The sequence below is a fragment of the Methanomassiliicoccales archaeon genome, from assembly GCA_038850735.1.
In the GTDB taxonomy this organism is placed as follows: Archaea; Thermoplasmatota; Thermoplasmata; order Methanomassiliicoccales; family JACIVX01; genus JACIVX01.
In genome coordinates this window covers 175,879-190,703 of record JAWCLO010000001.1, presented here as the reverse complement: position 1 = coordinate 190,703, position 14,825 = coordinate 175,879, and the positions used below count along the sequence as shown (strand labels likewise).

Genomic DNA, 14,825 nt, shown 5'->3' with positions numbered 1-14,825 from the left:
AGTAAATGAAATGGCGATCATAGCGACCGAAGCGAAATCGGGCCCGATGCTCACTAGCACAGAAGCTTCTTGGCTTTATCCTCATCGAGATTGATAGCTTTGAGTAGGTATTTTAAAGATTTCTTCAAGATGATTTCCCTAGTCTTTTCATCTAAAAATTGCTCATAGATTTCTGGAGCTTTTTTTGAATACTCCACCCCAAACTCGGAATAGTAATAAGCAGCGTTATCTGGGTCGATCTCAGCAGCCTTGTTGTAAGCTGATTCCGCCTCGTTTAGTTTGCCCACGTCTAAACAGAAAGACGCCAATGAAGTTAGGTAATACGCGTTTTGTGGATCGAGTTCAACGGCTTTTTTGTATGATTCGAGAATCTCTTCAGAACTCATTTTGGTCACACAAAGGCCCGCTTCTGCTTTTCCAAAATAAGCTTCAGCGTTTTTCGGGTTGAGTTTTATTGCTTTCTCGAATTTCGATAATGCCTGCGCATACTCGCCCTCGTTCAGCAGCTGGAAACCTTGTTTCACAAGTTTATCCGCTTCATCCATGAATGCACCAACCGTGTAAGTTCCGATATGAAGATAAATGTTTTCCCATTCGTAATCGTTTATGTAGTCTTTATTATCAAATTGAGAACTCTTCCAAGCACTGTCAATCGAGCAGGATGCCCTTGATAAATTGATATTCTATTAAATGTGGAATGCTATATATGGGATATCACAAATAAACGCGAACTACATCAATGGTATAACCCATGATCATTCGATATAACCACCGGAGGAAGATTCATATGGAGGTAAAGGAAGTCAAGGATGTAGCTAAGATTGCAAGATTGGTGCTCACTGATGATGAAATTGAAGAATTCTCAAGGGACCTTGAAGATATTTTTAACTATTTTTCAATCCTAGATGAGGCACCAACGATAGAGGACTTTACATTGACCCCAGTCCCCATCGAGAACATATTTCGAGAAGATGAAATCTGCAAAGCGTTTGATGCAGAGCTCCTGAGAAAATCTATGAAAACGGTCGAAGGCTTTGTAAGGGGGCCACGATTGGTTTGACACAGGGATTCGATATTCTCACAATTCGTCGATTGAACGAAAAATTCCATATATTTTCAGAACTGATCAGCGAAGAGCAACTTCAGAAAATAAAGAAAGGATTTAAATTTCATTTCTCCGCGAAAGACAACCTCTGTACAATAGACTTTCAAACTCGAGCCGGATCGAAAATTCTTGATGGTTACAGACCGCCATTCGATGCCACTCCTGTGAAAAGACTTAGAGAAAGCGGTGGTTTGTTGATCGGAAAAACAAACATGGACGAATTTGGCTTTGGAAGTTTTTGTATGAATTCATCTTATGGTGTACCGTTAAATCCATTCGATCCCGAAAGAAGTTGTGGTGGATCGAGTGGTGGTGCTGCCGCTGCAGTGAGCCTAATTAATGAACATGTGGCTCTGGCTGTTTCGACGGGTGGCTCTATTTCCTGCCCTGCGTGTTTTTGTGGTGTGATTGGCATAACGCCAACCTATGGAAGAGTTTCACGTTATGGATTGATTGACTATGCTAATTCCCTCGATAAAGTTGGCTTGATTTGTCGCTCCGCGTCTGACCTGGAGAAGTATCTCCCCATAATAATGGGTCCTGATTCGCATGATCCTACTTCATGTTGTCAGCCAGTATATAAACCCAAGAAACCCCGTATCAAGAGAATGTGTATACCTAGTGCAGCGCTTGAAGGAATTGATAATGACATTGAATCTGCCCTTGAAGTGGCAATTGAAATCATTCGTGAACAGTTGGCAATAGATGTTGAAGAGGTTGATATGCCATCCCTAAAATTCGCCTTGCCCGCTTACTATGTACTCGCAACATCAGAAGCCTCAACGAATCTTGCGCGCTATTCTGGCATGAGGTTTGGCGTCATTAGCGATGCAACCAATGAGCATTTCAACAAGTTCTTTTCAGAAATAAGATCAGAATTATTCGGCAAAGAGGCAAAGAGGAGAATTCTGCTTGGCACCCATTGTAGGCGCGTGGGATTTAGAGATCGCTATTATCTCAAGGCGCTAGCTGTCAGACAAATGATTAGGAAAGAGTTCAAAAAATTATTCTGTGAATATGATTTAGTTATGACTCCCACAATGCCATTCAAAGCTCCCCGCTTCTCAGAGATTGAGAAAATGAAACCTCTGGAAGTGTACAAGGCAGATTTCCTTACGATTCCACCAAATCTCGTCGGTCTTCCTCATATTTCTATGCCATGTGGCTATCCTGATGGAATCCCGGCAGGATTTCAATTAATCGCGCCATTTTGGGAAGAAGAACGCCTTATCCATTTTGCAAAATTATGGGAGGAGGTGTTTTCTTACAAATTCCCAGAGGGGATCTCATGAAGATCGGTTTGGAAATTCACTTTCAGCTACCTACGTTAACAAAGCTTTTCTGTTCGTGCCCAACAAAAGCCTCTGAGCCAAATGAATCGATATGCCCGACATGTTTAGGATTTCCAGGTTCTCGACCTAGTCTTAATAAGAAAGCATTCACGCTTGCATTGATGATCGCAAAAAGACTTCAGTGCAAAATTCCTGATGTCACGTGGTTTTCAAGAAAAACTTACTTCTATCCTGATTTGCCGAAGAACTTCCAGATTACGCAATATGAGTCGCCTCTCGGAATCGACGGACAATTTGTTAACAACGGGAAAATCATACACATTCAGAGGGTACATTTAGAAGAAGATCCTGGAAAGATTAAACGCGTTGGTAAACCAAGCGAGGAAATATCGCTGATTGATTACAACCGGAGTGGAATTCCGCTTGTGGAAATTGTTACCGCCCCGGACATAAGTTCGCCCAAAGAAGCAAGGGACTTCATTGCGGTACTACTAGATGACATCAGGAGTTTAGTCGGTATTTCGGGTGAGGACGAGCAATCGGTGAGAGTCGATGCAAATATCTCTGTTGCTGAAGAGCGCGTAGAGGTCAAGAATATCTTGGGACTCAAAAACCTTGAGAATGCTCTGGAATTTGAATATGCCAGACAATCAAAGCTCATCAAGGCTGGTAAAAAGGTCTTAAGGGAAACTAGGCGTTATGACGAAGAACGCAAAGTTACATTGCCTGCGCGTGAAAAGGAATTTGAAGAGGATTACGGCTATATTCTTGAACCAGACCTTGGTGTATTTAATATCAAAGAACTCGCTGAGACACTTGTCCTTTGCGAGACCCCACTGATGCGGGCGGAACGGATTTCAAGGGAATTTGAGTTGCCATTTGAAAAAGCCAAAATCATTGGCAAATCGCCGGTTCTTGCTAGTATCTTTCAAGAAGCGGTCGCTAAATTTTCTAAGCAAGAGGTTCTTACTCTGCTTTTCGAACAAATTATCCCAAACTGGTCATCTTTTGAAAAGCGCATCACTGATGATGCTGTAGGCAAACTTGGAGAAATAATTGAAGCTATTCTCTCTGGAGCCCTCCCATCCGCTGATGGTAGAAGAATGCTTGTCTCTTACCTGAGAGGCACAGAATTCATGCAAGGTGGCACTGATTTTGATAGAGAAAAAATCGTTGAGCAGGTGGATGCAATTATCCGCAAGCGACCAGAGGTGCTGAGGGATTATGCGGAAAACAAGAGGGCGGCAAATTTCATTGTAGGGCAACTTATGAAGATCTATCGCGGAAAGATACCTTCAGAGGAGATTGCTAAGATCGTGTTTGAGGAAATGGACAAAAGAGCTTCGCAGTGATGCGCAGAAATGTCGTTCCTAATCGTCCTCTTTATTGGGTGCAAGTGACAGCAACTGCAGTTCCGCTAATTTTGCATCCTCAATCGGCGCTGGTGAGTCGTCCAATGGTGATTGAAAGCGCTTATTCTTTGGAAATGCAATAACTTCCCTAATTGTTTCACAACCCATGAGAATAGAAACGAGCCTATCCAGACCTAATGCTATTCCACCATGCGGAGGCGTTCCGTAGCTTAGTGCTTCCAGGAAGAATCCAAATTTCCTTTGAATTTCTTCATTTGTCATGCCAAGTAACTTAAATACTTTTCTTTGCAGTTCTGGATCATGTATCCTAACCGAACCACTTCCGATTTCGCATCCGTCGAGGACAATATCATAGGAAAGCCCTATTATTTCCTCAACATCATCTCCATCATTAATACACCCGTTCTCAGGCATGACAAAGGGATGGTGGAAGGGTTCGAGACTTCCCGTAAGTGGATCTCTAATGAAGAGGGGACACTCGACGATCCACACAAATTGATGGTTCTTTCCTTCAAGAAGTTCCAAATCTCTCGCTAACTTCATTCTCAGCGCTCCAGCTGTCTTCCTCGTCTGTGCTTCTGGACCACCGATAAAGAGAAGAAGATCGCCGATATCCGCATCCATCATACGCATGATGCGCTGTCTAATTTCATTAGGAAAATACTTCACTATGTTTGAGCTAAGCCCCTCTTTCGTTACCCTCATCCATGTAAGCCCCCCTATTCCTTCCAATTTTGCCCATTCTATAAGCCGATCTACTTCTCTTCTTCCCAGCTGGATTGATTCAGATTTCGAAGATGACAGAAGGGAGGATCGCAGGTTAATACCCAGAATGATCCCGCCATTCCGAATGACCTTTCGAAATACGTCATAAGTAGAATCAATAACCGCATCCGTAACGTTAATGATTTCAAGCCCAAATCTTATGTCTGGTGCATCGGTCCCAAATTTATTAATCGCATCCTTGTATTTCACGCGCGGGAAAGGCGTTTCGAGAGCCTCATTGTATAATATATGCCAGATATGTGACAATAATTTCTCCACGGTATTTTGAATATCTTTTTCTTCGACAAAGGACATCTCCAGGTCAATTTGTGTGAACTCAGGTTGCCTATCTGCTCGAGAATCTTCATCACGAAAACAACGCGCGATCTGATAGTATCTGTCGATGCCAGCTACCATCAACATCTGTTTGTATAATTGAGGGCTTTGTGGTAAGGCATAAAATCTACCCGGCATGGTTCTTGAAGGCACGATGAAGTCTCTCGCTCCTTCTGGAGTACTTCTCGTAAGAACAGGTGTCTCTATCTCTATGAATCCCTCGGCGTTAAAAAATTCACGTGCAGCAGCGACAAGTTGATGTCTGAATCTCAAATTCCTGATCATTTCTGCACGTCGAAGGTCGAGATATCTGAATTTCAATCGGAGATCTTCGCTCGGCAGCAAAGATTTTTTCTGATCTGCAATTTCGAACGGAATAGGCTTGGCCTTGCTGATAATAGTCAAATCTTCGATGAGCACCTCAACCATACCGGTTGGATTTCTAGGATCTTCAGTGCCGGGTACCCTTTCTCTAACGACGCCACTGACCACTATAACGGATTCTCTTGTGAGGGAATCGATTTTCTTCGAAAGGGATTCCGTATCAACTCCCGATTGTATCGAGGCAGGATCAAAAACTACCTGGCTTATACCATACGAGTCAGCTAAATCAATGAATTTGACACCACCGTGATCTCTAGAAAATCTGACCCATCCTGCAATCTTGACGTGTTTTCCGATATCGTCAGACCTCAGTTGGCCACAGTTGTGTGTCCGAATCATTGTGTTTCCTCTCTTATATTTTCAGGGGTGTAGGCTCTAAATACAGCATCGTATTAAACATTTTGCCCTATTCCGATAATTCTTATCAGAAAATTGCTGAATTTTGATAGAAATTTCTGCAAAATATTCATTCATTTCGCGAAAAATCTTGCCGTTTTTCTATAATTTTATCGAAAATCCAGAAAACTTGATTTTCTGGATATCTTATTTGATTATATCAATTGAAACTAGCAGCCCAGTTTACTCACCTAACATAGCGTCTTGTTTGTGAAAATCAGGCATGAATTCATAGGGATCCTTAATTACATTGAGCACAACGTAAGTACTGGTCTTCTTTACTCCTGGCATCTGCAGCATTCCTTTAATCACATTACTGAATTCCTCTCTGTTTCTGCACGCGATCCATGCAATTGAGTCGCATTCCCCAGTCACGTCAAAGACAGCGACTACATTTTTTATGCTCCTAATCCTCTTCTGGACTTCTAGCAAGTCGCCCTCGACATAAATATGGACAATGGCCATAAATTCATAGCCAAGCTTCAGATAATCTACATTTGCTCTATACCCCCTGATTATCCGGCGTTCTTCAAGACTCTTGACGCGTTGGATAAGAGTCGCAGGATGGATTCCTAAACGTTTCGCTATCTGACGGTAGGAGCCCTGACTGGACTTGCAGAGCTCCTCTATTATCTTCATGTCTAGATCGTCAATATTTTCTGGCAAATCTTCACCCGCCAATTTTTACCATTGAGTACCATCAACTCTGGCAATATATTTCCTTTTCCAGTAACGACTTCCTAATAAATGCATATTTTTGTGCCTCGTTAACGGAGGGTTCAAGTTTTTATTGTTACCTCCATGCGGAATTCACAAAGGTTTTTTCTGATAGGGGAATAACCCCAAGATTTGCCATTAATGATATGGCATGTTCGCATTTCATTGATAGTTTTATTAAGTACGATCGAATTGGCTCTTGACAATGAGCAATCTTCTTTATGCAACTGATCAATACATCTGCGACTTCGAAGCGGAAGTTGAGGGCATCGACAAGGATTGTGTGATCCTCGATCGCACGGCCTTTTTTCCAGGTGGCGGAGGGCAAGACTGCGATTTGGGCACTATTGATGACATCCCAGTACTTGAAGTCAGGATCAAAGGTGATACCGTATACCATCGCGTCAAAGAGCAATCCTTCAAGGCCGGTCAACGGGTTAGTTGCAAAATTGACTGGGAACGCAGATATGATCTCATGAAAGGGCATACGGGCGAGCATATTCTTTTTTCCTCTCTGCGCAGAGAATCACCCGGTATTGAAATCGTGAAGATCCAGATTTCACCAACCAAGAAAAGTTTTATTGTCAAGGGTACTATTGAATGGTCTCAGATTGCAAGGGCTCAATCCTTGGCCAACGACATTGTGATGCGCGGACTTCATGTAACTGAATGTTGGCTGAATAGGAATGATGTAGAAGCATCGGGGATTAGGGCCAAATTGGACAGAATTGCCGACGAAAGAATAAGGGTTGTCAAAATAGGTGAATTTGACGCCGCGGCATGTGCCGGACTTCACGTGCGGAACACTGCTGAGATCGGCATGATTTTCATAACAAAGGTGGTTTCTGCCAAACCTGTTGGTGACCTTGAAATTTTTTTCGAAATAGGTAGAAAGGCGATTAAATCATCTGCGGAATTAGGGTTAGTTGCATTGCAGGCCTCAGAGATTGCAGGCGCACAAACTGAAAACCTCGTAAGTGCGATTATGAATATGAAACACGATCTTTTTGCAACAAAGGAATCGCTGAAAAAGTGTCTGAGATGGAGACTCATGTCCTTGAAACCAGAACACTATGGTTCTTACAAGATTTTTTCAGATGTGATCGAAGGAGGAGACAGGCGGATTCTTATAGAGGAATCAAGCCGACTCATCGAGGACGATGATTCAATTGTTATTCTGGCATCGAAAAACGACAGAATCTTTGTAATCTTGGCAGCAGGGAAAAATGTGAAAATTGACTGCTCTCAAATTCTTAACAACTGCATTTCTAGATTCGGCGGTAAGGGCGGGGGTCAAAAAAACTTCGCTTCAGGTGGAGTATCTGGATCTGAAAACAGTGAAGAAATTGTATATGAACTAGTCGCTAGCGTCAAATCTAACCTGAGAATGATCGATGTATGAGCTGCTTGGGTGATTTTAGCATATGAGATTTCAGATTCCGTCTTTACCATATGAATTATTAAATTAAATAATCAGTATGTATATAATTCGTTCATATGGTATATGCTCATATATTTTGTTTATATTTTCTCAAACAAACTTATATCAGACGAAATGCTTATTATATAATTGTCTTATACGGCATTTCCATGAATCCGGATACGAGCGAATCCGAATTAAAGGAGAACATACTAAACATTGTGAAACAAGAGAATGTTCGATTCGTGGAAATGCAGTTTTCAGATATTTTGGGAACTGTCAAGAGCGTTTCTATACCAGTTGAACGACTAGAAAAAGCAATCGACGAGGGTGTTTTTATTGACGGCTCGTCGATTTTGGGATATGCTACAATTGAAGAATCCGATATGAGGGCCGTTCCAATTCTCAACTCATTTCTTGTTTATCCTTGGACTCGTGATAGCTGGATGACGACTGCGCGATTCATGTGCAAGATCTATGATCATAACGGTAATCGATTCAAGGGCGATCCCCGTTGTGTCCTGGAGCGGATGATGGCCAAAGCTAGGGAAAAAGGATATATATTTAACGTCGGCCCAGAATTTGAATTCTTCCTTCTAAAAGTCGCTGAAGACACAAGTCCACGGCCCATTCCCAATGATTTTGGGGGGTATTTTGATCTCATGCCTCTTGATACTGGTGAGGTCGTTAGAAAGGACATCATGATGAATTTCGATGCAATGAAATTCAACATGGAAGCCTCTCATCATGAGGTTGCACCAGGTCAGCATGAGATTGACCTAAGATATGACGACGCATTGACGATTGCCGATCGAATGATAACATTGAAATTCGGTATAAAGACCATCGCTTTGCGGCATGGATTGCATGCTACGTTCATGCCTAAACCATTTTATGGTTGTAATGGCTCGGGTATGCACACGCATCAGTCCCTTTCAAGGTTAGATGGATCAAATGCATTCGATGATCCATCTGGTCGCTATGGACTAAGTGAAATAGCGCTCAAGTATATAGGCGGCCTGATAAGGCATGCAAGGGAAACCTGTGCCGTGCTCGCTTCCTATGTAAACTCTTACAAACGTCTCGTCCCAGGCTATGAGGCTCCCTGTTACATTTCATGGGCGAATAGAAACCGCAGCGCACTTATCAGAGTTCCTGCTGGGAGAGGTGCAAAGGCAAGAATCGAATTGAGAAATCCAGATCCCGCTGGCAATCCTTATCTCCAATTTGCCGTAATGCTTGCTGCGGGTCTTGATGGAATTGACAGAAATATTGATCCTCCCGAGCCCGTTGAAAAGGACGTATACCATATGAGTAGAGAGGAAAGAGAAAAGCATGGGATTCAGAGTTTACCAGAAAGTCTCGGAGAGGCTTTGGAGATCATGAGCAAGAGCCCACTTATGAAAGAAACGCTCGGCGAGCATATATTCACCCATTACCTCCATATAAAAGGCAAAGAGTGGGACGAATATAGAACGCAGGTCACAGATTGGGAAATTGCAAAATATCTGAAGTCCTTGTAATATCAGCTATAGCTCTTCATTCCTAGACGTAGCAGCTCAATTGACTCAAAATATTTAACTTCATGACGCCAATGACGGGTGTTGATCGCATGATGCCCGGTATCGGACGAGTCAATCCGCGACAGTTAAAACAGGCAATGAAGCGACTTGGCATTAAAGCCGAGGAAATTGAAAATGTAGAAGAAGTCATCATCAAAACCAAAACAAAGGAATATGTAGTAAAGGAGGCAGCAGTCACTTTGATGGAGATGCAGGGCCAGAAAGTATTCCAAGTCGCTGGTGAATTCGAAATTCATGAGAAAAGCATAGCAGGCAAATCGGAGCCTAGCGTGCCACAGGAGGACATTAAACTTGTCGTGGAGCAGACAGGGTGTTCTGAGGAGGAAGCCTTGAAAGCTCTTATCGAATGTGACGGTCAACCTGCAGAAGCAATTTTAAAGATTATGTCCTCGCGGTGATGCATGAGATGTGTCTGGCAATTCCCGGGAAAGTCTGCTCCATCGAGGAGAATATGGCTGAGGTCGAATTTGGTGGCGTGCTGAGAAAGGTCAATATTTCACTCGTTGACGTCAAAGTGGGAGATTGGGTTGTCGTGCATGCTGGGTTTGCAATACAAACAGTTGATGAAGAGGAAGCAAAAGAGACCTTAAGACTTTGGGATGAAGTACTTGCACAATCTTAAAATTCGGACTTCAGGATTTTTTGACGCGGACGAACGTAAAATCCGCCGTTCGGACTTCCAGCTAATGCCCGCTCTACTCGCGGATTTTGGAAGGTTGAATAATTGATTATTGAGACTCTACGATCAATAACAAAATGGCCATACTCAAGTGTGAAACATCAATTTCTTCGTAACTGAAGAATTGCGCATGGCGATAAATAGATGACTCATCCCAGCCTTTTTTGTATAATATTTTTCGCAGATTAAGTCCTTAGGGAATCGTATACCGCGATACTCCCGTTTTTCTTAAGTACACTGCGAGCCCCCTCAACATCTTTTGACGGATTTTGGACAAAGCAAAAAGCAGGTATTTGCAGGGAGGATAAATACAAAAAAAAGTAGCGCTTCCCCAATGCCGCAAAAAGTTAAGCATTTTTTTTCATAAGATCTTAGCATATCAAATTAAGGATCGATGCTGATATCAACATTTGCGCTCTTAGCGATATTTGCAGTTTCTAATTCCTATTTCAATACCAAATCCCTATTGGTCGAGCCTTCTTGCGGCCTCGCACCCTAACACGTTGATTCCGATATTTTCTCTGTACCATCGGTCGTACTCTGGAGTGGTACTGCCAAATACCATGCATATCTCAGATTTGAATTCCACCTGAAATGATATTGTTCGCATATATCGAATTGGTTTTATCCACATTCTTTCCAGTTACATTGAGTTATACATAGGTATTATTACAGAGATGTTCCCCTTTTGTGATTGTGGTAGCGAATTCATGCGTCACGTTTATGGACCATTGAGGTCATGGCTTTCTGAGAGATCGATCGGAATCGATCCTATCGGAACAGAGCCAAAGGTCTGCAATTTCAATTGTATATATTGCCGCCTAGGGCGTAAAGGAATCCTCATGAATGCAAGGACGAAATTTGCTTCATCGAAGATTATTTCGGAGGAACTGTCGCTTGCTCTCAGAAAGTTTCCTAGCTCTGACTCGCTTATTTTTGCCGGAACAGGTGAGCCAACATTAGCATTAAATTTTGGGGAAATTGTTGACGTCATTAGATCAATTTGTGATCTGGAATTGGGTATCATCACGAACGCAACATTGTTAGATGACCTTCTTTCACGGAACGAAGTCGCAGGACTCAATTTTATTATTGCGAAGCTGGATGCCGTTACTGACGTCATTTTCAAAACGATAAATGAGCCCCATCGAGGGATATCTATCACCGATATTCTTGATCAAATTCAATCAATAAGAAAGCACTATAATGGTCGCTTCTACATGGTGATCACTTTAATTGAGGAAAATCTAAAGGAAGTGCCAGGGTTTGTTGATTTCTGCAATGAAATAAAACCAGAGGTCCTCTTTCTAGATACACCTATGCACTGCAAATCTGTTGCATCGCTTGGCCGAAGGAGGATGAGGATAATCCAGTCAGAATTCGAAGGTCTTTCCACTTTGACTGTTTATGAAAGATTCAAATGAATAATCAAAGTGTTCTGAAAATCAAGATATAATTTGATAATCGCGGGAAATTCAACGAAATGGAAGCTCTATTAAGACAATAAATAAATGTTAATATGAGAGGAAAAAGGAATCACTCCGCGCAAAGTCTCCTCAATTCCTCCCATTTTCTATCAACTTCAGCTTGAATTTCATCCACAATGTGCTTCCATTTATCACTTAGGAGATGCCTAAAGCGTCCTTGAGATTTCAACCAATCGGTGATTGGGAGTTTCTCCTTTTTTCCTTCCGCAATTCTTTTGCTATCTCCTGTAAGCCTCCATTTGCCTCTTTCGTATTCGTATAGTGGCCATATACAGGTTTCCACAGCAAGTCTCGCAATTTGAATTGTCTGAGCTGAATCAAACCTCCACCCTCTTGGGCAGGGAGCGACGACATTGATAAAAGCAGGGCCGCCGATTTCAAATGCCTTCGAAGCCTTATCGATAAGATCTTTCCAGTTGTGCGGAGATGCTTGAGCAGCATACGGGAGCTCATGTGCAATTATGATCTTAGTAAGATCTTTTGGATACTCTTTCTTACCGGGAATGCATTCTCCTGCTGGACAAGTTGTAGTGCTAGCCCCTTTCCAAGTAGCTCCAGATCTCTGAATGCCAGTGTTCATGTACGCCTCATTGTTGAGACATACGTAGACAAACTGATGTCCTCTTTCAATAGCCCCTGATAGTGATTGAAATCCTATGTCGTACGTGCCACCGTCGCCTCCGAACGCTGCAAACCTTATCTCATCTTTGATTATGCCTTTTCTTCTTAGTGCCCTGTATGCGCTTTCCACACCTGTTATCGTCGCCGCGGCATTCTCAAAGGCGCTGTGTATCCACGGAACAGCCCATGCCGTATATGGATATACTGTGGTCGAAACCTCCAAACACCCAGTAGCATTTCCCACTATGACCGGCTTGTCTGTGGCCATCAAGATCTGTCTAACGATGATGGGCTCTGCGCAACCGGCGCACAGCCTATGTCCCTCAGTGATCGCTGATGGTTTCTTCGACAGTTCTTTCAGATTCAGATTCTCACCCCCAAATAGTTAATGAGTTCGGCCTGATTCTTGGCTAATGCCTTGTACACAGACTTTAATTCATCCATGGAAACGTCTCTGCCACCAAGTCCGTAGATATAGTTGACCAACTTCGGTTTATCGCGTGAGTCATATAGAGCAGATCTAACTTCTGGGAAAATTGGACCAGCTGCTCCGAAGCTTACCGCCCGATCAAGAATCGCAACTGCTTTCTTTCCTTCTAACATTTTAGCGATTTCATTCGCCGGAAAAGGCCTAAATACTCGGAGTTTTAGACTTCCTACCTTCATACCTTCTGCCCTAAGTTCATCAACCACACCCTTAAGTGTGCCGGCAGTTGATCCTGCTGCCATGACCACAAAATCAGCATCATCTACGTGATATGGCTCAAGAATGTCATAGTATCGACCGCTTGTCTTTGCATAGTCTTCCGAAACTTGTTTAATCACCTTGAGTGCACGCCCCATAGCGGCAACCTGCTGATATTTATGCTCGAAGTAAAAATCTGGAGGATCAAAGGGTCCGTAGGTTACTGGGTTTCTATAATCTAATAGTGGCTTGATCGGTTTGTATTCGCCTACAAATCCTTTCACTACTTCATCCTCAAGCAGTTTCAGATTCTCAAGAGAATGCGTTGTTACAAATCCATCTAGATTTGTCATAACTGGAAGCCGAAGGTCCAGATGTTCGGCTATCTTGAATGCCATGATTGAATTGTCATACGCCTCCTGTGCATTCTCACTAAACATCTGAAGCCATCCAGAATCCCGTGCGCCCATGGCATCGCTGTGATCGCAGTGTATATTAATAGGCCCGCTGAGCGCCCTATTTGCAACGGCCATGACAATTGGCAATCTCATCGAAGCTGCAATGTAAAGCATTTCCCACATAAATGCGAGCCCTGCAGAAGCCGTGGCGGTGCAAGTTCTTGCGCCAGCAGCTGCCGCACCGATGCAAAGACTCAGTGCACTGTGCTCGGACTCAGCGCAAACGAATTCAGTATCTACCAATCCATCAGCAACATACTCTGAAAATGCCTCAACAATGATCGTCTGAGGAGTAATTGGATAAGCAGCAACAACATCTGGATTGATTTGCTTCCAAGCATAGGCGATTGCCTGATCGCCGTTCATTGCTACGGTTTGCATTATTTTCCCTCCCTTTTCATCGTGATTGCCTTTTTAGGACATTCATTCGCACAGATTCCACATCCCTTGCAGTGGGAGTATCGAAATCCAACCATTTTACCCTCCTCAACAAGTACGCAATTATCGGGACAATATACCCAGCACCAAAGGCAGTTTATGCATTTCTCTTTGTCAACCTCAGGCTTCTGAGAGCGCCAATCTCCTGTCTTGTATTTTCTAGCGCTTCCCGCCTCTTCAATAATTCCACCCTCTGGAAGATCCTTAGCCTTTGCCTCAGAATCTGCCATCATACCACCTCGTTATATGCCCTTTCTACGCTTCTGATGTTCTTCGAAGTAACCTCTGACGTGAATTTTCCAGAAAATTTGCGCTGCAACTCTTTCACGACACTTTCAAGAGCTACCACACGAGTTATTTTCGAAAGTGCCCCAAGCATTGCTGTGTTTGCCAGTGGTCTTCCAATTTCTTCCATGGCTATTCTCGTCGCGTCAACAGTGTGTACTTCAAAATTGCCACCGATGATCGTTTTCAATTTCTCTGGAGATTCTGAATAATTCGCAATGATCGCACCATCCGGCTTCAATCCTTCAGTTACATCTATTTGTCCTAGAAGCGTTGAGTCAACAACGACGACAAAATCTGGATGATACACTTGACTGTGAATAGTTATCGGTTTATCTGAAATCCTCGCAAATGCCCTGATCGGTGCCCCCATTCTTTCTGGTCCGAATTCGGGGAAAGCCTTGATGTATTTGCCCTCGAGAAGAGCTGCACCAGCTAAGATTTCATTTGCCGTCACGATTCCTTGGCCTCCTCTTCCGTGCCATCGAATTTCTACCATCCTATTTATGTGTTGATGCGCTGATGACATCTATTACACCCGACGCGTCATGATGTTACAATATATTATTCTATTTCCCTATTTCAATTCCCTTTGATTTTCAAATAGTCGTCTTTCGTGAAAGAGTATTCGAACATTTAACGACCGACTTCACTAATCGGTCAAAAAACATTTGGGGATTGACACCTCAGATACTTGTCTCTTCATTTCTCATAAAATGGGTTCCTTCGATTCTTTGCGCCAAGGAGTTGGCAGTCGGCTCGTCTAGTATTCACGTTGCATACAGGTGAACACTCTTTTGC

At 43.0% G+C, this 14,825-nt stretch carries 15 protein-coding genes; 8 read left to right on the top strand and 7 right to left on the bottom strand.

Annotated features, from left to right (window positions below; genetic code table 11):
* Positions 1-53: 53 nt before the first annotated feature.
* Positions 54-545, bottom strand: a complete 492-nt coding sequence (locus tag QW087_00870; protein MEM2943281.1) for a tetratricopeptide repeat protein — start codon at positions 543-545, stop codon at positions 54-56.
* A gap of 242 nt (positions 546-787) precedes the next feature.
* Between QW087_00870 and gatC the strand changes: the two genes are divergently transcribed.
* The 3 genes from gatC to gatB are packed head-to-tail and all read left to right on the top strand — an operon-like array spanning position 788 to position 3,749.
* The gene (gene gatC, locus QW087_00865; protein MEM2943280.1) at positions 788-1,060 is read left to right on the top strand and encodes an Asp-tRNA(Asn)/Glu-tRNA(Gln) amidotransferase subunit GatC; all 273 of its coding nucleotides are present in this window, start codon (positions 788-790) and stop codon (positions 1,058-1,060) included.
* Between the two features lie 32 nt (positions 1,061-1,092).
* Positions 1,093-2,397, top strand: coding sequence for an amidase family protein (locus QW087_00860; GenBank protein ID MEM2943279.1), 1,305 nt, complete (start codon positions 1,093-1,095; stop codon positions 2,395-2,397).
* Positions 2,394-3,749 carry an Asp-tRNA(Asn)/Glu-tRNA(Gln) amidotransferase subunit GatB gene (gene gatB, locus QW087_00855; protein MEM2943278.1) on the top strand — a complete coding sequence of 452 codons (1,356 nt, stop codon included), beginning with the start codon at positions 2,394-2,396 and terminating at the stop codon, positions 3,747-3,749. The genes QW087_00860 and gatB overlap by 4 nt, the downstream gene beginning before the upstream one ends.
* A gap of 18 nt (positions 3,750-3,767) precedes the next feature.
* Here the strand turns inward: gatB and aspS are convergent, their stop codons facing one another.
* Both aspS and QW087_00845 read right to left on the bottom strand, forming a co-directional pair.
* Entirely contained in the window at positions 3,768-5,594 is a 1,827-nt protein-coding gene (gene aspS, locus QW087_00850) for an aspartate--tRNA ligase (protein MEM2943277.1), read from the bottom strand.
* A 240-nt stretch (positions 5,595-5,834) separates the two neighbouring features.
* A complete protein-coding gene (locus QW087_00845) occupies positions 5,835-6,317 on the bottom strand; it encodes an Lrp/AsnC family transcriptional regulator (GenBank protein ID MEM2943276.1) in 483 nt (160 codons plus the stop codon).
* A gap of 256 nt (positions 6,318-6,573) precedes the next feature.
* Between QW087_00845 and QW087_00840 the strand changes: the two genes are divergently transcribed.
* The 5 genes from QW087_00840 to QW087_00820 all read left to right on the top strand — a co-directional run bounded on the left by QW087_00840 (position 6,574) and on the right by QW087_00820 (position 11,474).
* The gene (locus QW087_00840; GenBank protein MEM2943275.1) at positions 6,574-7,770 is read left to right on the top strand and encodes an alanine--tRNA ligase-related protein; all 1,197 of its coding nucleotides are present in this window, start codon (positions 6,574-6,576) and stop codon (positions 7,768-7,770) included.
* Between the two features lie 188 nt (positions 7,771-7,958).
* A complete protein-coding gene (glnA, locus tag QW087_00835; GenBank protein ID MEM2943274.1) occupies positions 7,959-9,311 on the top strand; it encodes a type I glutamate--ammonia ligase in 1,353 nt (450 codons plus the stop codon).
* 62 nt (positions 9,312-9,373) lie between these two features.
* The gene (locus QW087_00830; GenBank protein ID MEM2943273.1) at positions 9,374-9,769 is read left to right on the top strand and encodes a nascent polypeptide-associated complex protein; all 396 of its coding nucleotides are present in this window, start codon (positions 9,374-9,376) and stop codon (positions 9,767-9,769) included.
* Between the two features lie 8 nt (positions 9,770-9,777).
* On the top strand, positions 9,778-9,993 hold the full coding sequence (locus QW087_00825; GenBank protein MEM2943272.1) for a HypC/HybG/HupF family hydrogenase formation chaperone: 216 nt from the start codon (positions 9,778-9,780) through the stop codon (positions 9,991-9,993).
* 767 nt (positions 9,994-10,760) lie between these two features.
* Positions 10,761-11,474 (top strand): radical SAM protein, encoded by a 714-nt coding sequence (locus QW087_00820; GenBank protein MEM2943271.1) that lies wholly within the window; start codon positions 10,761-10,763, stop codon positions 11,472-11,474.
* 112 nt (positions 11,475-11,586) lie between these two features.
* Here the strand turns inward: QW087_00820 and QW087_00815 are convergent, their stop codons facing one another.
* The 4 genes from QW087_00815 to QW087_00800 form a co-directional block, all read right to left on the bottom strand.
* Positions 11,587-12,426, bottom strand: coding sequence for a thiamine pyrophosphate-dependent enzyme (locus tag QW087_00815; GenBank protein MEM2943270.1), 840 nt, complete (start codon positions 12,424-12,426; stop codon positions 11,587-11,589).
* Positions 12,427-12,521: 95 nt separating this feature from the next.
* A complete protein-coding gene (porA, locus tag QW087_00810) occupies positions 12,522-13,682 on the bottom strand; it encodes a pyruvate ferredoxin oxidoreductase (protein ID MEM2943269.1) in 1,161 nt (386 codons plus the stop codon).
* Positions 13,682-13,969, bottom strand: coding sequence for a 4Fe-4S binding protein (locus QW087_00805; GenBank protein ID MEM2943268.1), 288 nt, complete (start codon positions 13,967-13,969; stop codon positions 13,682-13,684). Before QW087_00805 ends, porA begins: the two co-directional genes overlap by 1 nt.
* On the bottom strand, positions 13,969-14,553 hold the full coding sequence (locus QW087_00800) for a 2-oxoacid:acceptor oxidoreductase family protein (protein MEM2943267.1): 585 nt from the start codon (positions 14,551-14,553) through the stop codon (positions 13,969-13,971). The genes QW087_00805 and QW087_00800 overlap by 1 nt, the downstream gene beginning before the upstream one ends.
* Between the last annotated feature and the right edge of the window lie 272 nt (positions 14,554-14,825).